Source organism: Metallibacterium sp. (assembly GCF_054637675.1).
Genome location: NZ_JBTSRB010000004.1, coordinates 1 through 19078 on the forward strand (window position 1 = coordinate 1; position 19078 = coordinate 19078).

Consider the following 19078-nt stretch of genomic DNA (forward strand, 5'->3'; position numbering starts at 1 on the left):
GGACAAGGACACCGCCTGGGCCTTGAAATCATCGGTATAGATACGACGCGGAATCGATTGCATGGTGAGCTCCAAGTAGCGGGAAAAGTATCGCTTCTTGGGCTCCGGTATGACGGGGCAGCTTCAAGACGACCTCGACCGCCTCCCGCAGCGTCGTGCACAACAAGTTCCCGGATGGCTACCTGCGGATCGCATACCAGCCAGCCGTTCTGATGATCGACTCGATGGACAACGGGCTGCGCATCGAGTGCATCGCCCCGATGCCACCCACCGAGGAGAGCCTCGAGCTTGAGCTCGTCGACGAAATGCCGACCGATGGAGAGAGCGATGAGGACGAGCTCGATGCAGGTGACGGGACCATCACGGCTGCGGGCAGTCCCCCCGAAGGCGGAGACGGTGCAAGGAAAAGCCGGCGGGAGCGTGCGCGCGAGGAGGCCCGCATCCAGTTGGACGGGCGGGAGTGGATCCCTGTGCAGGAAGGATCCGGGGAGGGAGAGCTGGTCGCCATCCGGATCGATGAGGGTGCTGAGGACGACGAAGCTGCGATCGCGTCCATCACCTCGAACCGGCATGTGTCCGAACACGTGCGCCGCCATCACATGGCGCACGGACTGTCCAGAGGTCGCTTGACGGTGCTGGAGGCGAGGGCCTTGCTCGCGGGCTTGCTCAGGCAGCCGCGCGAGTCCGAGATGCGCGAGGTATGGGTCGGCGTTGCCGCAAGCCTGGCGCTTGGCCGGTCGCTGGAGGATGTGGCCCGGCTGCAGATCCACGCAGGTCCGGCGCGTCCCGGTTTGCCGCATGAGCGCATCCACTACATGCTGGAATCGCAGCAATGGATCCTGCCGAGCCCGCCCCCGGCGTGGGCTGACATGCAGAAGACGTCAGTCGAGCGCGTCCAGTGGCAGCAACTCTTCCTGTATGACAAGACCGGATTCCACAAGCTGCTCGCGCACTTCGATCTGGGCCACGAGGGCGAGATCCTCAAGGTGTTGACGAAGGTCCGCATGAAGTCGGCCAGAACGATCATCTCGGAACTGCTGCCGCGTGCCGATGCCACGCCGGCGCAGTGCGCGGGGTTCCTGTTCCACCGGCTCCTGGCCACGGGCAATGGCGACCTCGGGATCGCCCGGCAGATCACCGGCAGGGACCACTCGCACAGCGCTTCGGTGCACCACTACGCGCACTATTCCGCTTCGCGGATCTGGAAGGCCTACGCGGATGCATGGGACCCGACATGGACATCCCGCCGTCCCCTGCGTGTGAATCCCGATGAGGGTGGAATGGCCGCAGGCTTTGGTGCGAAGCGCGTGCCGAAGGTCGAGGCGGTGAGGCAACTGCTGCAGGGACTGCAGAGACTCATGGCCTCGGGATCGTGCGCGCAGCGACACAACGCCTACACCGCCTACACACTGGTCGGCATGGTGCTTGGCCTGGGCGTCCGACCGGTCGTCGAGCCGGTCATCAGGAATATCGCCGATATCGAGGAACAAGGGCTCCTGATCACCTATCTCGACAAGGCGCGCACCGACTACCACCGGCGCATCAACGCGGTACCGCCCACCCTGGAGCGGCATTTGCTGCGTTATGCCGATTACCTCGAGGCATTGCGTCGAAAGCCCCTGCTGCGCGCGCGCGCACCGATCTTCTTCATGTACATCGATCCACAGACCGGTGCACCTGCGCGCTTCCAGCCAAGCCACTTCAAGGGACTGGTCGAAGCGTTCTTCCCGCTCGAGCTCTACGCGATGCGCCGATTCGCGCGCACGAACCTGCGCGAGGTCCACGACGTACCCGGGGAGGATGTCGATGCGTTCATGGGGCATTGGCTGCATCAGATCAGTCCGCATGACCGGCTGTCGACCTATCCCATGCGCCGGTTGCGCGAACTTGCGGATGGTGCCGTCGAAGCGATGCTTGCATCGGTGGCCTTCGTGTCGTGCAAGCTCGTCCCATGAGTGCGATCCATCCGCTCTGGGCCGCATTGCCCCGCGATGCGCCCGAGCTCCAGAAGCAGGCCCACAAGGTGATGCTGCAGGCGCTCAGGGACAACCGCGCCCAGCTGCCGGAGGTGCTGTTCGACCCATCGAGCGCAAGCGGTGCGCGCGTAATGGAAGCCGCCATGGGTTCGACCCTGAATCCGAAGCTACCCGCGGAGTGGCGGGTGGCGGCGCTCGAGATGCTGCAGGCGCGCATGGCCCAGGTGGACCCGTCGACGCCCCGACGCAGGTTCAGCATCCCGGCGAACCAGCAGTCCGCGGTTTCGGCGACCGTAGGCAACGAGATCGAAGCGCTCCAGCAATTTGAGCGCGCGCTCGAGCACGGTCTGCTGGATCCTTCCATGCAGGCGTTCTGGACGCCGGCGGGCGAGCGGCCTCAGAAAGCAGGCCATGAGGAACCGGGCAGGGCGCCATCGACCGAAGCGGGGAAGCCGGTCGACGAAGCCGGGCAGGCGTTGACGCACCTGGGCCTGCTGATCGCGTTGCTGGTCACGCGCCTTGGTCAGGGTTCATTGGCGCTGCTGGCGCATGCCGTGCAGGCGCTCGATGAAAAGCCGTGGGTGGCTGGTGCCTGGGCCTGGGTCGATCTCCGGCTTTCGGAATCCGGAAGAGGCGTGCTGCAGCGCCGCCGCCTGTTCATGGATCCGACCACGCTCGTCGCCTGGATCCACGCCCGCGAGATCGCCCATCTGCTTCCGAAACCGCGCGAGGGCACCAAGCCGGGCCAGCGACTGGGCTTCTACAGGAAGCTTGCGCAGCAAAGCTTCAAGCAGCTGGTGAAGGTGATCGAGGCGCGCGGATCGCGGGTCAGGCTCGATAGCCTCGATGCCCTGTGCAAGGCGCAGATCCAGCGATTGCGGGTGAACAGCATGCCGCTTCTCGCAACGTATGCCGAGGGCGAGTTCTCGAGCTCATCACTGGAGATCGGCACCTGGCTGCGCCTGGTCGGCCATCACGCGCCCGAAGGCGCGGCACCGGCGCAGTTACTCCAGCCGGAAGATGCCGGAAGCGATGATCCCCTGCCGGCTGACGAGGCATCCCTGCATGGCATTGACCAGAAGGAAGAGTCCAGTGCTGCCGAACAGTTCCTCGAAGGCGACCACCAACAGGACGGAGTGATCGCCGACCTGCGCGCCGCCCTGTCGGCGCCACGCGCGGCCTGGGAACAGGAACTCAATGGCCTGATCGACAAGCTGACGGCCCAAGGCGAGGCCCAGGACACCGCACGCCTCGTCGTCAGCTGGTTGCGTCATCTCGCCTGCGGGCGCAAGAACAAAAACAAGATGCTGAGCGCGGGCTCGGTTCGGAATTATCGTGGGTTGCTGGCGAACCGCTTGCTGGAAAACCTGCCCTCCAGCCTGCAAGGAATCGATGAGGACGAGTTGCTGGATGCTTACCTCGAGGTGGTGATGAGTCGCCGGTCAGTCCAGCAGACCGGGCGCATCATGAATGCGCTGGCCTCGTTCGACGGCTACGTGCGTGGCGCACACCTGCCCGACCTGCCTCGGGTCGTCCTGCCGGGTCTTGAGGGCGGTGCGTATGCCATCAGCAGCAGGATCCTCATCGAGGAGGAATTCGCGCGTGGCATCGCCAGGATCGGCGATGGCACGATAGCTTTTCCCGAGGAGCGCCTGGCCGACCACACCCGCGCGTTCTGGGTGCTGGCGTTCCGGCTCGGGCTTCGACGCAAGGAGATTCTCGGCCTCGAGGTCCGGGACATCGACGTGCACTTGCTGCGCATTCGCCGCAACGCGGTGCGTGGCCTGAAGACGGCGAATGCCGCCCGTACCCTTCCTCTGTTTGCGCTCAACGCACGCGAGCAGGCCATCGTGCAGCGCCTGGTCGCAGGGCGGGAACTGAAGGAGTTCGTGTTCTTCGGCAGCGATCCGCCGACGGACAAGATGCTGGAATCCCATCCAGTCATCGGCAAGATCAACGATCTGCTCGAGCGCGTGACCGGCGATCGTCGCCTTCATCCCCACAACCTCAGGCACAGTGCGGCGACCTTGACCTTGTTCGGCGCGCTCAGTCCCGATCTGCAGCTTGGGGAGCATCCGTACCTGATGCCCTGGATGAAGGCAGCCATGAAACATTCGGCCCCGATCGAATCGGCGATCTCGGGCGCATTGCACCGGCGGAGTGGACGCGGCTCGGCGATCGCGACGCTGATGGGACATGGCTCGGAACTGACGACGTACGAGCACTACGTTCACTGCCTGGACCTGCTGCTCTTTCTTCACTGCTGGCACGGCCGCTACGATCAGGGTCCACGTCATTACAAGGGACGCCTCGGGACGCCGCGGCACGAAGCAACGCAGCTGCTGGTCCTGCTTGGTTACAGCACGGCCACGCGCATCGAAATGAAGGATCCGGCAGCCCTCGTGCGGCGCATCGGGCTGCGCTATCCGATGTCGGTCGTCCTGCTCGAGTCGAGGGCAACCTCGCCCCCGGGTCCTGTGCCCGGTGCGGCGGCACCGGCAATGCCGACGCGTTTCTCACTGAAGCGGCTGTGTGAGCTTCCGGGCGCAGAGAATCTCGAGGGATATCCGCGACAGCAGGCAGAACTCGATGCCGTGGCTGGATTGCTCCAGCATCTGCTGCCGATGGATCCAGCAAGGCAGCCGCTACTGAAGTCCGTCATCACGCGCTGGGTCCAGGCGAAAATGCTCAACTACGATTGGGCCGCTATGACGGCTGATGAGGCGAGGGCGTGGGTTGCCGAGGTGCGTCAGCTCAGTTCGAATCTGCGGCCCGAGGCAGTGCATGTCTATCGGGAAAAGCACACGGGTCGCAAGATCAAGGTCAAGGTCCCTTGCCCGGGGCACGTCGCGTCCTATCGAAGCGCGATCGGGCGCTATTGGGTCAGGCTCGCCGATACGATCTCAAGGCCCGACACGCGCGAGCACAAGACTGAGCAGCGTCGCTCGCGCTTGCAGTCAAGCATCAGCTGGGTGCTGCAGATACTTGCGAAGGGACTGGCGGAAGATCAGGCCGACCGTACAGCATGAGTCCGACCGCTTGCATAGGGATGATGAAGACGCACGATGACGGATTTGTGGTCCGGCTGATGCAGCGGCTCCACTCGACCTTGGGCTATCTCAGCCCGGATGCGTTTGAGCTTTCCCGTGTCACTTAGACCGGTATCCGAAGTTCGGGGGCACCCGAGTTCGACATATTTTTGCGCAATCCATTGATTCGCCTATGTTCAGGCGATCGAAATTGTCACTACAGGGCGACGTCGAAAGGTTGGTGGGGATGTCGAGTTGAAGTTGGTCGAACAAGGCGAGCTGCTCGGGGCTCGGGTCGGTCAGGCCGCTGGCGGCGCCCTGGCCGGCGATACGAATCTGGTGAAGCTGGATGTGGCAGGCGATTTCGAGCGCCCGTTCCGGGGAATAGGGGCTATGTGTGGCTTCGAGCTGCAGGCGCAGCACGCGGTACAACACCAGCGCCATGAAGCAGATCAGGGCGTTGCGGATGCGGTCGGGCAGGCGGTGGAACATCGGGGCGATCTCGATCTCGGATTGGAGCATCCGGAAGCCCCGTTCGATGTCGCCAGCGATTTGTAGCGCGCGATCACCTCGGCGGGGTCGCCCGAGTTCGACATCTCCGAGGGGACATGTCGAACTCGGGGGGCAGGATCACACTTCGTCTTGGAAGAAATACCCGGGTTTCGGAACTCAAGGCAAAGGCGCCAGCCCCAGCTCCGCGAGAAAGGCGTTGTGGCGTTTCTTCGCCTCGCCGATCGCCGACTCGATCGCTTCCAGCTCGGCGTGCACGGCCGTGAGGTCGATATCCTGCTCGGCTTCGGCGGTACTGATGTAGCGGGAGATGTTGAGGTTGTAGTCGTTGTCGACGATCTCCTTCATCGCCACGCGCCGGGAATAGCGCTCCTGCTCGTCCCGGTTCTGGTATGTGCTGACGATCTTCTGGATGTGATCTTCCGTCAGCTGGTTCTGCCGTTTACCCTTCGTGAAGTGATCGGCCGCGTTGATGAACAGCACGTCGTCCGGCTTCTTGCACTTCTTCAGCACCAGGATGCACACCGGGATGCCGGTGGAATAGAACAGGTTGGCCGGCAGGCCGATCACCGTGTCGATATGGCCGTCGGTGAGCAGCTTGGTGCGGATCTCCGCCTCCTTGCCGCCGCGGAACAGCACACCATGCGGCAGGATGATGGCCATCACGCCGTCGTCCTTCAGGTAGTGCAGGCCGTGCAGCAGGAAGGCGAAGTCGGCGGCGCTTTTCGGTGCCACGCCGTGGTTCCTGAAGCGCGAATCGTCCTTGGCCTCGTCCTTCGGCTCCCAGCGGTAGCTGAAGGGCGGGTTGGCCACCACGGCGTCGAACTTCGGCTTCTTCGCCGGATTGGTTTCGCGCAGCCAGTCCCAGTCGTTCTTCAGCGTGTCGCCGTGCCAGATTTCGAACTCGGTGTCCTTCACTCCGTGCAGCAACATGTTCATGCGCGCGAGGTTGTACGTGGTGATGTTGGATTCCTGCCCGACGATGCGGCCGATGCTGCCGCCGGCTTCGGTCATGCGGTGGCGCACGTTGAGCAGCAGGGAACCCGAGCCGCAGGCGAAATCGAACACGCTGTCGAGCTTGCGGCGCGGGCCAGTCTTCGGCTCCTGGCTGTCCAGGGTGACGATGGCCGAGAGGATGTTGGAGATCTGCTGCGGGGTGTAGAACTCGCCCGCCTTCTTGCCACTGCCTGCCGCGAACTGGCCGATCAGGTATTCATAGGCATCGCCCAGCGTGTCGCTGTCGGTGGAGAACAACGCCATGCCGCGCGCGATCTCGCTGATGATGGCGCACAGCTTGGCGTTGCGGTGGGGATAAGTGCGGCCGAGCTTTTCCGAGGCGAGGTTGATCTCCGAGAACAGGCCCTGGAAGTGGCTCTGGAAGGATTCTTCCTCGATGTACTTGAAGCCGCCCTGCAGCGTGTCCAGCAGCGTGTCGTCCTGGGTCCTGGCCAAGTGGACGATATGGCCCCACAGATACTTGGGCTGGATGACATAGTGCGCCTTGCGCCGCATCTGCTGCTCGAACGCAGTCACGTCCGCAGGATTTTCCGCATACCAGATCGACAACGGCGTCTTGCCACCGTTTCCGATGGCATTCGGGTCCGGGTAGTCCGACCCCAGCTCCTTCCGCGCCGCCGCCTCGTAGTTGTCCGAGAGGTAGCGCAGAAACAGGAACGACAGCATGTAGTCGCGGAAGTCGTCCGCGTCCATGGTGCCGCGCAGCTGGTCGGCGACGGCCCACAGGGTCTTGCCGAGTTGTTTCTGGTCGTTTTCGGTCACTGTGCCGATTCCCTGTCGTTGCGCGCCCCGGTGCCCAGGCGTAGCATGTGTGTGTAATGAAATGTGTGGAGATGTGCCGTGGCGACCAATCTTGCGCTTGACCCCGCCCTGATCGAGCGTGCCGTGGCCGTCAGTGGTGAGCCGTCGAAAAAGGCCGCCGTCACCCTGGCGCTGAAGGAATTCATTGCTCGCCGTGAGCAGACGCGCATTGCCGACCTGCTCGGCCAGCTGGAATGGGACGCAAGCTTTGATCCCAAGGCCGAGCGCAGCCGCCGGTGAGCCTGTTTGTCGATACCAGCGTCTGGTCGCTCGCGCTGCGCCGCGACACGCCAGCCGACCATCCGGCCGTTGCAGTGCTCCGCAAGGCGCTGATGGATGGAGACACCCTTGTCATCACCGGTATCGTGTTGCAGGAACTCCTGCAGGGCTTCCATGGCCCCAAGGACCATGTCCGCATCATCGAGCGCCTGCAGGTGTTGCCGTTCCTGAATCCCGCGCGCGACACCCACATTCAGGCCGCCACGCTGCGCAACACATGCCGGCGCAAGGGCGTGCAGCTTGGCACGATCGACGCGCTCATCGCCCAACTGTGCATCGAGCATGATCTCGCCCTGCTCACGACCGACAAGGACTTCGTACATGCGGCACGCTTCGTGCCGCTGCGGCTGGCGATCTGAGAAGCAAGCCATTCTCACGCCCCGCTCCCATCTTTCCGCCGCCGCTTGATCCTGTTCTCCAGCGCGGCCAGTTCGGCCTCGTCAGCGGCATCGGCCGCTTGCGCTTCCTGCTGCTTGCGCTGCTCGTCGAAGGCGAGATAGCGCTCGCTGGTGTGCGCTTCCATCTGCTCGTGGCTGATGGCGCCGGCACTCTTCAGCAGGGGAAAGCCGTTGGAGCTGATGATCTGGCCCACGTTGTCCATCCAGAAGCGCATGGGGGTCTCCTGCCGGCGCTTGGCGCGCAGCTCGGCGGTTTCCAGAAAGATCACCACCAGCCGGTTGAGGGTGTCGATCTCGTCCTCGCTCAGGTAGTTCTTGGCGATCAGGATGTCCTGCTTGCGCACCCGGCCACCGCGCCATGCGCGCAGGCCGAAGTGCGGGTCGTCGTCGTTGGCGCGGGTGGTGATGAGTTCGGCGGCGGTCTGCTGCGTCACCGCGTACAGCAGCAGGTTCTGCACGGTGGCGAAAAAGGTCTGCGTGGCGCGGTCGCTCTTGTCGTAGTCCACGCTCAGCGCAAACAGCTCGCGCACCTTCTGGTAGAAACGTTTTTCCGAGGCGCGGATGTCGCGGATGCGCGCCAGCATCTCGTCGAAGTGATCCGGGCGCCCGTCCGGATTCTTCAGGCGCTCATCGTCCAGCACGAAGCCCTTGCGCAGGTACTCGGTCAGCACCGTGCTGGCCCATTGGCGGAACTGCACGCCGCGCGGCGTGCGCACGCGGTAGCCCACGGCCAGGATGGCGTCGAGGTTGTAGTGCGCCACCCGGTAGTTCTTACCGTCGGCGGCAGTTGTCAACCATTGGTTGACCACTGAATCCGCGTGCAGCTCGCCATCGGCAAAAATCGCCTTGAGGTGCTTGGCGATGTTCTGCTTGCTGGTCTGGAACAGCTCAGCCATTTCCAGTTGGGTCAGCCACACGGTCTGCCCGTCGGCGCGCAGCTGGATGCGGCTGGTGCCGTCCTCGGTGGTGTAGAGGATCAGGCCGCTCATGCGACGATGGCTTCCGGCGGCGGGAACAGCTGCTGCATCAGGCCCTGCTTGTGGGCCTTGAGGGCGGCGAGCTGGTGGGATTCGGCGGTGATTTGGGCGTCGAGGGAGGCGAGGCAGTCGGCGATGCGTTGCTGCTCTTCATGCCCCGGGACGCGCAACGGCATACGCGCGAAATCGTCGAAATAGAGGCGGAGACGATCTTTGGTGAGTCCTCGCGAGTACGCGGTCAAAAGCTCCAACGATTGCGGGAGCTTGAAGAGGTAGGCGAAGAAGCTCGGGCAAACGCCTTCAAGAGGCGACAGGACGATGTATGCGGGGCTGACCATGCAATCCTCAACTGCCACGCCTTGAGCACCTTGCCACATCCGCATCATGTTGTATGCGATGTCACCCTTGCATGCCTTCTTGTTTTTTGCAGGATCCTCGATATCGTAGAAATCCCGATCAAATGACGCGCGCGGAATCATGCCGTCGTTTACGGTTACCGAATAGATCGGTAGCCCCTCCTCACCCCCCTCTTTTCGATTCTCGAACAGCACACCACCGGCTTTCTGCTCCCACTCCGGCGCGTTGCTGAACTCAGGAAAGCGGAGGCGGGGGCGGGTTTCGCCTTCGCGGGGGAAAAGCTGCTGCATCAGGCCGCGTTTGTGCGCCTTCAGCGTCTCCACTTTCCGTCCCTGCGCGGCAATCACCTCGTCCACTGACGTCAGGCAGTCGGCGGTCTTTTGTTGCTCGGTTAGTTCAGGGACAGCAACCTCAATCTTTTCAATGTTTGATTTCGATAGGCTCGGGATACCCCCAGCCTCGTTGTGCTTGAGCCAATCGATTTGCAGAAAGTGTAAGAATACGAAACGTGGCAGACAACCTTGGAATGAGTGCGTATAAAAGAGCGTATCTACGGTCCAGAATTTTCCATTTAGGAAGATCGGATTGTTGATGGTCCCTTTCCGCCCGATACAAGCACTCTCGCCGTCATACAAGTAATCACTAACCGAAAGCATGTAGCCACCAGAGCCGTACACCGGGATCGGGCCACTACTAAGATGCTTGTAATCCTTGCCACTTCCAATCGTCAAAATCTGCGAGAACGGCTTTAACTTCCACGGCTGCGCATTCCGAAACTCCGGAAACCGCAGCCTAGGCACCACCACCGACGCACCCTGTTTCACCATCATCATTCCTCGTACGCCTTGAGCCCGGCGATTTCCCGCCCACCGGCCCGCTTCTTCAGCAGCGGCAGCAGATCGCCCATCAGCGCCAGTTCCTTCTGCGTGCGCGCCTTCCAGCCCAGATCGAGCGGGGCCAGCAGTTCGGTGAGCTGTTCGCCGTCGAAGATGCGCCGACTCAGCACGCCATCGACTAAGGCCTGCAACGCGGCTACCGACACGCCGTGCTTGCCGGACAGTGCGGCCATCTCCTTCGCCGCCTTGTCGGCCTTGAACTGCCGATAGTCGGCGCGGATGGCGGCCTCGTCCAGGCCTTCGCCGGCCTTCAGGCCGCGCACGTACTCGCTGATGTCCTCGCGCTCGTCCATGAACTTGGCGTCGCTGGCGATCAGGCCGATCAGCTGCTCGCGGCTCATGCTGGCCCTGCCGGGGGTCTTGGCCGAGTAATCGGCGATCAGCTTCATAATGTAGTCGTAGTCGATGGTGCTGGAAGCGAACAGCACGAATTCGAAGTCGAGCTGGTCCACCGCTTCGTCTTTCTGGCCGGACGGCTTGGCTTGCTGCGCGCGCAGCCGCTGCGCGGTTTCCAGGTAGGCGCCGCGGAGCGCATTGTGTTCGTCCCGCGGCAGCACCTGGTCGATCTGCTGCGCCTGCTCGGGCGTGAGGTCGGTGTACTGGTCGAGCTGGGTCTTGAGTTTCTGCACCTGCTTGAAGTGTTCGACAAAGGCGGCGCGGGCGGCGTCGCCCTTGAGGTTGGCGATGTCATCCGGCTTGCCGCTGAGGCCTTGCGACTGCATGAAGCTGTCGAGCTTGTCGCGCGCCGTTTTCAGCTTGTCGATGACCACGGGCGCGGTGTCCACCAGCCAGATCTCGCGCGCCTTGTCGGCCTTGGCGCCGGAGAACAGCGCGATGGCGGCATCCACCTCCTTCTGCTGGCCGCGGAAGTCGAGGATGTTGCCATAGGGCTTGGTGTCGTTGAGCACGCGGTTGGTGCGACTGAACGCCTGGATCAGGCCGTGGTGCTTGAGGTTCTTGTCCACGTACAGGGTGTTGAGGTACTTGCTGTCGAAGCCGGTGAGCAGCATGTCCACCACGATCACGATGTCGAGCTTTTCGCGGCCCTTCATCGGCAGGTCGGCGTTGGGGAACTGCTGATCCTTGATGCGCTGCTGCACGTCCTGGTAGTAGGCGTCGAACTCCTCGATGCGGTGATTGGTGCCGAACGCTGAGTTGTAGTCGGCGATGATGGCCTTGAGCGCGTTTTTCTTGGCCTCGGGATCGTGCTTGTTGTCCTCTTGCTCCTGCGGCAGGTCTTCCTGCAGCTGCTTGACGTCGGCGCTCACGTCGGCTGGTGGCGAGAACACGGCGGCGATGTTGAGCGGCTGCCAGTGCGGGTCGGCCTGCTGTTTCTCGGCCTGCGCTTGCTTGAACAGCTTGACGTACTCGATGGCGTCGTTGATGGACGCGGTGGCGAGGATGGCGTTGAAGCGGCGCCCGCCGGTGGCGGCGTCGTGCTTGGCCAGGATGGCGTCAACGATGGCGCGCTTGGCCAGGGTTTCGCCGGGCTTGGGAGGATTCTTGCCGTCGGATTTGTAATAGTCCACGTGGAAACGCAGGACATTCTGGTCCTCGATGGCGTGGGTGATGGTGTATTCGTGCAGGGACTGCTGGAACAGGTCTGCGGTCGTCTTGAGCGTCTGCTCCTCGCCCTCGATGCGCTTGTAGGTGGCGTTGGCCTCGAAGATCGGCGTGCCGGTGAAGCCGAACAGCTGGGCCTTGGGAAAAAACTCCTTGATGGCCTGGTGGTTGTCGCCGAACTGCGAGCGGTGGCATTCGTCGAAGATGAAGACGATGCGCTTGTCGCGCAGCGCCGCAAGCTGCTCGGTATGGCTGGCCAGACCGCGCTTTTCGCGGCTCTTGTTGCGCGTGCTGTTTTCGTCCAGCGCCAGGCCAAGTTTCTGGATGGTGCAGACGATAACCTTGTCGGCCGCATCGTCCGAGAGCATGCGGCGCACCAGCGCGCCGGTGTTGGTGTTCTCCTCGACGCAGCCTTGCTGGAAGCGATTGAACTCGTCGCGGGTCTGGCGATCCAGGTCCTTGCGGTCCACCACGAACAGGCACTTCTCGATGGCTAGGTTGGCCTTGAGCAGGGTGGAGGCCTTGAAGCTGGTGAGCGTCTTGCCGCTGCCGGTGGTGTGCCAGATGTAGCCGTTACCGAGGTTCTTGTCGATGCATTCGACGATGTTCTTCACCGCGTAGATCTGGTACGGCCGCATCATCAACAGCTTCTGCTCGCTGGCCACCAGCACCATGTAGCGGCTGATCATCTGGCCCAGCGTGCACTTGGACAGGAACGCTTCGGCGAAGGCGTCGATGCCGTTGATCTTGCTGTTGTCCGGCGCGGCGTACTGGTAGATCGGCAGGAAGCGCTCGTCCGCGTTGAACGCGAAGTGGCGCGCGTTGTTGTTGGCGAAGTAGTAGGTGAAATCGCGGTTGCTGACCACGAACAGCTGGATGAAGCACAGCAGCGTGCGCATGTAGCTGTTACCGGGGTCGTTCTTGTACTCGACGATCTGCTCGATCGCCCGGCGCGGATTGATGCCGAGCGTCTTCAGCTCGATCTGCACCGCCGGCACGCCGTTGATGAGCAGCAACACGTCGTAGCGGTGGTAGCTGTAGTCGGTGTTGATGCGGAACTGGCTGGCGACCTCGAAGTCGTTCTTGCACCAGTCGTTGATGTTCACCAGCGTGTAGTTGAGCGGCGTGCCGTCGTCGCGGGTGAAGGCGCTGCGGTGGCGCAGCGTGTGTGCGGCCTTGAACACGTCCGGCGTGACGATCTCATCCAGCAGGCGCTGGAACTCGGCATCGGTCAGGTTGACCCGGTTCAGCGCCTCGAACTTCTCGCGAAAGTTGCACTCCATCGCGGCGCGGTCGCGGATGTCAGGGCGCAGCGTGTACTTGAGCTCGCCGAGCTTCTCGATCAGCTCCTGCTCGATGGTGCTTTCCCTGACCTGCATGAAAACCTCGTTCTCGGATCGCTATCGCACTTTGGACGGGTGTTCGGTCAGTGACCCCGCAAGTCTATCGGATGGCTTGAAGTACCCAGCATCGCCCAAGTGCTTGGAGGGTGGCGGCCGGCCGAGGTAAGGCCGATTCCAAATCCACATACAGAGCCAGGTTCAATTGCTGCGGCAGCCGCTTCGGGTCGATTCCGTTGAAAAGCTCCTCGTGGATGACGCGAGGCCACCTAGGCCATGGCCGCCGATTCGGCATTGACCCGGGCACCGATTCTCGGATTGACCCACCACGTTCGAGGATTGCCCTCAGCATACATGGGGTTCCGTGCAGTGATGAGGGGTCAGTGCAAGATCGGCAGGAGCGACGAAATTGGCTCAGTGTAAGATCGGCGCCAACGAGTCAAGCCAATGTGCGCATGGGTGGAAAGGTCCATTGGCTTCTGCACAAACTATGGTTTTCCTGCGCTGCAACACGGCAGTCGCTGCTGCGTTTTATCGCTACGCGCCCAGCGACCGCATTCGGCCCTTTGCAGACGCTCAACGTAACGCTAAGGGGCGCCGCGCTTTTACGCAGTCCCGCTTGAGCATAGAGATAGCCGCCCGCTCAATGGCGCTTGGCATTGAGAAGCTTGATGACTTTGCCTGCTGTGAGTCCGTGGCCATCTAGTGTTTTTCGGATCGGTTCGAACACTGCAAGCATCCGACGATATGTCCCGATTGATGGGAGATGTGAATTTAAGTCACGACCTTTGAAGCGGGAGAAGCGTCCCATGTCTTCAACAAGGAACCGAGCGATGCTCATGTGTGTTGTCTCGTTGTTGCCATCGAAACCACTGAACTGAACATGCGTTCCAAATGGGTCGGCTTCAGCTTCAATTTTTGTTTTTGCCGATGCGTCAAAGGTTGCGTATGCCTCCTCAATGAATGACCACATATCGAGAATATCCGCTACCTCGCTTACTTCAGGCGGCGTCGGGTCTGGTGAGTCCCCAACGATGCCTTGCAACTCCCAAGACAAGGCCCAAGTATTGTTGCTGTAAATGGCGCTCGTGAGAAGTTTCGTATCAACGCTATTCTCGATGCCGAGCTTTTCGTGGATGTCGGACAGCATGACCAAAATCAGTTTCTCAGGGTTTGTAAGTTTCATTCGCGTTCCTTTGAGTGGTTGAACTCTTAGAATATGAATGTGAGACCTGCTACAGGCGGTTAACGCCTGAAATCATTGGCGCGCGTAGCAGCGTTCGCTCCTACGGAGTTGTTAGGCATCAACCCCATACGACTTGGCTGCCCGCTTGGCAAGACCCTTGACCTCTATGCTGCACATGCTTGCGTCGAAGGCCCGTGCAAGCTTACGTGCCGCATCTGCGTTATCTCCGAAGCCGGCCTGCGTGGTGTAGAGCGATGCAAATGCAGTCCATGCCATGACTTCTTGTCCGTCCCAGCGACCCCCGCAATGGTGCTCGAACCACATCTGCTCGTCAGTGAGACGTTTGGCCAGAGTTTGTACGGTGGCTCCGTGCGCGTCTTTAAGGATCTTTGTCCACCTTTCCTTTGCGGCAACAAAGTATGAAACGATAGATACGTCACCGTGCATTAGCTTTTCGATTGTCGTGTGCATTGAAATTCCTCGCGATTTGCGGTTGCTGGATCAGGCGCATGCCTGTTGGATGGATAGTCGTGCCGAACGGCTGAAATGGGTCGGGATCGGTCGCTCAACGCCTGAGGTAACCGACGCAAACCCGTGCAGCGAGTTTGCGCCCAGTTGAGCAAATAGTTAGCTTGCAAGAAACGTCAGTAATTTCTGGTCGCTAACAAGTTTGGTAATGACATCGCCAAGTGCTTGATTGATCCACTCTGCGTTCTTGTCTGCGGTTGGAACGATGATAGCCCTCTGTTCATTCTTGACCCGGTACATCTTTTCATACTTTTTCCCAGCCTTCTCTGCCTTTGCTTCCAAAGTTGCCTGTATCTCGATACCGCCGGTCCAAAAGCCCACCGAAGTTGAGTACTGTAGCAATCGAATATCGACAGTGAGTTTTGCGTTTCCGTTAGCGTTTGGGCCAAGTACCGTGAAGCCTTTGTCTTGCAGGGCGCGAGTTACTTGCTCGGCCACTAGTGCTGCAACATTCGAATTCGTTGTAATTTCGGCTGCTGCGCCTTCAGCGCCGCCACGGTGTCCTAACGACTTAGACGCCCGCTCGTCGAATACACGAACAGCTACCGACACCCCTTGTCCAATTGTGGAATGAACATTAGGAACGGTGGGACGGAGATTGACGGTTTGTGCATTGAACGCGCAGCCAGATAGCAATGCAACGGCAAGAGCAACAAGCAAGACCTGCTTCATGTGATCCCCCTTTGGATCGTTGGTAATAATGGCTAACAGTTGAGTCAAGCGGCGTCGGGAGGCGGCTTCGGCTTGGATTGTTAGGACGCACTCAGTGACGGTGCTGGACGATTCCCATGAGCGTAAAGACCAGCTCGTTTGCGTTTGCCGCAGCGACCACCAACGCGGTTACTACGCCGAGCCACCCGAGTACAAATCCGGCACCCGCGAGGATTAGACAAATCGCCCAGTAGAGCCGCCAGCCATAGAGCGTCCTGATTCGCGCTGAAGTTCAGCCAGGTCGCAGCCTGTGCGACGGGTCTTGCGGATGCTGAGCCTCCCGCAACGAGGAGGCAAGACGCATGGCGATGAACCGCATCCAGTTCCAACCCTGTGGCATGCGCTGGGTCAACACCGTGCTCCGCAACCTCAAGCGCTCGCTGGACAGCACCTATCACGCGTTCCGCTTCGCAAGCTATGCGCATCGTTACCTCGCCGAGACCGCCTGGCGTTTTAACCGCCGTTTCGACCTCAAGATTCTGGTTCCCCGCTTTCTGGTGGCCGCGGCGCGCTGCATAGCTTGGCCCGAGCGGTGTTTGCGCGCCATGTCCGCCACCCCCGCCGGCTGAATTTCAGCGCGAATCGGGAGCTCTCAAGTGACTGCAATGGGTCGCAGCTTGCCTGTTTCTGGCAGGAGCATACGCCAAGAACGAAGACGCCGCAGACTGGCTACCCATCCACGATTGGAGTCAGCCATGTCTATGCAAGATCAATCTCTGCCAAGCAAACACACGCCCTGGAACAAAGGCAAGCTCATCGGTCAGAAAGCGCCCCTGAAGCTCCGCGAGATCTGGGGTATTCGCATCCGGCTGCAGCTGACGCACCGCACGCGAGAACTCGCTCTGTTTGATCTTGCCATCGACAGCAAGTTGCGTGCGTGCGATCTGGTCAAGCTGCGCGTCTCGGATGTTGCCCACAGCGACCGCGTGGCCAGCCGCGCCACGGTGATGCAGCAGAAGACCCGCCGGCCGGTGCAGTTCGAGATCACCGAGTCCACGCGCGAGGCGGTCGCGGCATGGATCGCCAAGGCCGGGCTCGGTTACGAGGATTTCCTGTTCCCCAGCCGGCTGCACGACTCACCGCATCTTTCCACCCGACAGTACGCACGTATTGTCGACCGCTGGGTGCGCCAGCTGGATCTTGACCCGGCGGCCTATGGCACGCACACCCTGCGCCGCACCAAGGCGTCGCTGATCTATCGCCGCACGCACAATCTGCGCGCGGTGCAATTGCTGCTCGGGCACAGCAAGCTCGAGAGCACCGTGCGCTACCTGGGCATCGAGGTCGACGACGCGCTGGAGATGGCCGAGCAAACTGAGGCCTGACGCTGCTTCGTCAATACATATCTTCTGTGCTCGATTATTCACTGCCCTCAGGTCGCGCAATACGGGCCGCATGTCAACTGGTAGCGTAAGGAGCGACAGCGCCAGCAGCCGCCACTCACGCATCCCCACTATCGGCCCGAACTAAGAGGGAATCGCGTAGCTATTCTCCCGGAACATCTTCAAACACGCGTCGACGACCACCGAGTCATACGCCGTTCCGCGTCCACGCTCGATTTCCGCGAGGGCTTTCTCGATCCCCAATGCGGGCCGGTACGGCCGATGCGAGGACATTGCTTCCACTACGTCGGCCACGGCAATAATTCGCGCCTCAAGCAGCATCGCCTCGCCATTAAGGCCCTGCGGATAACCGCTGCCGTCCATGCGCTCGTGATGCTGCAGTGCAACTTGCGCGATCGGCCAGGGAAACGGCACATCCTTCAGGACGTCGAAGCTGGACTGTGGATGTCCTTTGATCAACTCGTATTCGAGTGGACTGAGCTTGCCGGGCTTGGAAAGGATCTCCACGGGAATGTTGATCTTGCCAATATCGTGCAGATAGCCGGCGACGCGCAGCCCCTCCTGCCTGCGCTCATCCAAGCCGAGCTTGGCACCTATCGCCATTGCGAGTTCGCCAACGCGCCGCTCGTGCCCGGCGGTGTAAGGATCGCGCATTTCGCTTAACGTCGTTGCAACCTCGACGGTGCTCATGAACGCAATTTTGAGTTGCTCGACATAAAGCTGGATCTGCTCCTCGGCGTGTTTTTTCTCGGAGATGTCCTGTACCAGCCCGATCACCGCCGGCCGGCCGCCGTGGGTGGCTCTCGCGCCATGCACGCCGACTTCGACGGTCGAGCCGTCCTTGCGCAGGCCGGTGAATTCATAGTTGGTCTTGTCGAACTCACCTTCGATCCGCAGGCGCATGCTTTCCGCACTGGCATCGCGGTCTTTTGCGGCAACCATCGACAGGACATCGCGACCGATCAATTCGTCGGCCGAGGGGTAGCCGAAGATTTCGGCGTAGCGCGAATTCACATAGACCAATTTGCCGTCCTGGACAATGTAGGTGCCTGCGATGGGCTGTTCCACCAGGCCGCGAAAACGATCTTCGCTTTCGCGCAGCGCTTTCTCCGCGCGTTTGCGCTCGGTGACATCCTGCGCCATACCGCGCACCACGGGCGTGTCCACTCCTGTGGTGCGCAGCGTGTTGTTGTATTGCCACCAGCGCGTTTCACCCGCGGCGGTGCGAATGCGCATCAAGCCATGCGCCGCGCCATTCTCCTGGATCTCGGCGAGGTAGGCTGGAAAAGTGTCGCGCGTACCCCGCGTGAACAGATCGACCATGTTCATCTCGAGCAGCGCTGCGCTCGAATACCCGGTCAAGCGCGCGGCTGCCTGATTCACCCACAGCAGCTTTCCTTCAAGATCGTGGATGCACATCATGTCCTGGTTGTTTTCGACCAGGTCGCGGTAGCGATCCTCGCTCTCGCGCAGCGCATGGTTTGCGGTGTCGAGTTCCGCTGTGCGCTCGGCGACGCGCTGTTCCAGCGTCTCTTTCGCCATCTGCACCGCATTTTCGAGGCGCTTGCGTTCGATCGCGTAGCGCAGCGTTCGCACGATTGACGGTTTGGTTTCCCCCTTGACCACATAATCCTGCGCGCCAACCTCGATCGACGCGCGCCCCAGGTCTTCATTGTCCGATCCGGTTAAGACAACGAGCGGCAGTGCGGGAGCATTAAGGACGATTGCTCGGACCGTCGCCAACCCATCGCTGTCAGGCAGACCGAGATCGCAAATCACTAGGTCAAAGGACTCGGTGACGAAGCGCGCCACCGCGTCGGCGAGCCGCTCGGCGGTGGTGATGACAAACTTGCCAGCAGCCTCGCGATTGAGCGTCGCTTGAACAAGGCGCGCATCGACCGGATTGTCTTCCAGCAACAGCACTCGAATCGGCGTCGCAGTCATACGCTCGCTCCTTCGGTAACTTGACTAGCTTGACCTATTTTCTTCAACGAAGCTCATTGCACGTCTCCAGACTGACAATCAGATTTCAATTTGATCTGCCGCCCAGGCCCGACCGTCTCCTTCGGGTCGAAGCATGCCATCCGAAGCTGCACGATGCCACTGATACTAACAAAGCAGAGCGAGGTGGCGCTGCTGTCCTACCTGCACGCGTCGTAGGCGCTGG

The 19078-nt window shown here is 61.2% G+C and carries 13 protein-coding genes and 2 pseudogenes; 6 read left to right on the forward strand and 9 right to left on the reverse strand.

Going from position 1 to position 19078, the window contains the following annotated elements:
- Window positions 1–155 precede the first annotated feature (155 nt).
- Window positions 156–1955, forward strand: a complete 1800-nt coding sequence (locus ACYDAT_RS02175) for a hypothetical protein (protein WP_461448346.1) — start codon at window positions 156–158, stop codon at window positions 1953–1955.
- On the forward strand, window positions 1952–5005 hold the full coding sequence (locus tag ACYDAT_RS02180; protein WP_461448347.1) for a tyrosine-type recombinase/integrase: 3054 nt from the start codon (window positions 1952–1954) through the stop codon (window positions 5003–5005). Before ACYDAT_RS02175 ends, ACYDAT_RS02180 begins: the two co-directional genes overlap by 4 nt.
- 267 nt (window positions 5006–5272) lie before the next feature.
- Here ACYDAT_RS02180 and ACYDAT_RS02185 read toward each other — a convergent pair.
- Both ACYDAT_RS02185 and ACYDAT_RS02190 read right to left on the reverse strand, forming a co-directional pair.
- Window positions 5273–5577, reverse strand: a pseudogene (locus tag ACYDAT_RS02185) (IS1634-like element ISCARN23 family transposase); the annotation flags it as partial.
- Between the two features lie 97 nt (window positions 5578–5674).
- Window positions 5675–7294, reverse strand: coding sequence for a type I restriction-modification system subunit M (locus tag ACYDAT_RS02190; protein ID WP_461448348.1), 1620 nt, complete (start codon window positions 7292–7294; stop codon window positions 5675–5677).
- Window positions 7295–7372: 78 nt separating this feature from the next.
- Here ACYDAT_RS02190 and ACYDAT_RS02195 point away from each other — a divergent pair, with 78 nt between their 5' ends.
- Both ACYDAT_RS02195 and vapC read left to right on the forward strand, forming a co-directional pair.
- Window positions 7373–7573 carry a type II toxin-antitoxin system VapB family antitoxin gene (locus ACYDAT_RS02195; protein ID WP_461448349.1) on the forward strand — a complete coding sequence of 67 codons (201 nt, stop codon included), beginning with the start codon at window positions 7373–7375 and terminating at the stop codon, window positions 7571–7573.
- On the forward strand, window positions 7570–7971 hold the full coding sequence (vapC, locus tag ACYDAT_RS02200) for a type II toxin-antitoxin system VapC family toxin (protein WP_461448350.1): 402 nt from the start codon (window positions 7570–7572) through the stop codon (window positions 7969–7971). The genes ACYDAT_RS02195 and vapC overlap by 4 nt, the downstream gene beginning before the upstream one ends.
- 14 nt (window positions 7972–7985) lie before the next feature.
- On the opposite strand, the gene ACYDAT_RS02205 is transcribed toward vapC, so the two are convergent.
- The 6 genes from ACYDAT_RS02205 to ACYDAT_RS02230 all read right to left on the reverse strand — a co-directional run bounded on the left by ACYDAT_RS02205 (window position 7986) and on the right by ACYDAT_RS02230 (window position 15529).
- Window positions 7986–8999: a virulence RhuM family protein gene (locus ACYDAT_RS02205; RefSeq protein WP_461448351.1), complete on the reverse strand. Its 1014-nt coding sequence runs from the start codon at window positions 8997–8999 to the stop codon at window positions 7986–7988.
- Window positions 8996–10177: a restriction endonuclease subunit S gene (locus ACYDAT_RS02210; RefSeq protein ID WP_461448352.1), complete on the reverse strand. Its 1182-nt coding sequence runs from the start codon at window positions 10175–10177 to the stop codon at window positions 8996–8998. The genes ACYDAT_RS02205 and ACYDAT_RS02210 overlap by 4 nt, the downstream gene beginning before the upstream one ends.
- Window positions 10174–13182, reverse strand: coding sequence for a type I restriction endonuclease subunit R (locus ACYDAT_RS02215; protein ID WP_461448353.1), 3009 nt, complete (start codon window positions 13180–13182; stop codon window positions 10174–10176). Before ACYDAT_RS02215 ends, ACYDAT_RS02210 begins: the two co-directional genes overlap by 4 nt.
- Before the next feature lie 604 nt (window positions 13183–13786).
- A complete protein-coding gene (locus ACYDAT_RS02220) occupies window positions 13787–14329 on the reverse strand; it encodes a YfbU family protein (protein WP_461448354.1) in 543 nt (180 codons plus the stop codon).
- 111 nt (window positions 14330–14440) lie between these two features.
- Entirely contained in the window at window positions 14441–14800 is a 360-nt protein-coding gene (locus ACYDAT_RS02225; protein WP_461448355.1) for a hypothetical protein, read from the reverse strand.
- A gap of 156 nt (window positions 14801–14956) precedes the next feature.
- Entirely contained in the window at window positions 14957–15529 is a 573-nt protein-coding gene (locus ACYDAT_RS02230) for a YajG family lipoprotein (protein ID WP_461441108.1), read from the reverse strand.
- Between the two features lie 383 nt (window positions 15530–15912).
- Here ACYDAT_RS02230 and ACYDAT_RS02235 point away from each other — a divergent pair.
- Together ACYDAT_RS02235 and ACYDAT_RS02240 are read left to right on the forward strand one after the other, a co-directional pair.
- A pseudogene (locus tag ACYDAT_RS02235) lies at window positions 15913–16137 on the forward strand (transposase); the annotation flags it as partial.
- 114 nt (window positions 16138–16251) lie between these two features.
- Window positions 16252–16893 carry a tyrosine-type recombinase/integrase gene (locus tag ACYDAT_RS02240; RefSeq protein WP_461448356.1) on the forward strand — a complete coding sequence of 214 codons (642 nt, stop codon included), beginning with the start codon at window positions 16252–16254 and terminating at the stop codon, window positions 16891–16893.
- 141 nt (window positions 16894–17034) lie between these two features.
- Here ACYDAT_RS02240 and ACYDAT_RS02245 read toward each other — a convergent pair whose 3' ends face one another.
- A complete protein-coding gene (locus ACYDAT_RS02245; protein ID WP_461448357.1) occupies window positions 17035–18855 on the reverse strand; it encodes a response regulator in 1821 nt (606 codons plus the stop codon).
- Window positions 18856–19078 lie beyond the last annotated feature (223 nt).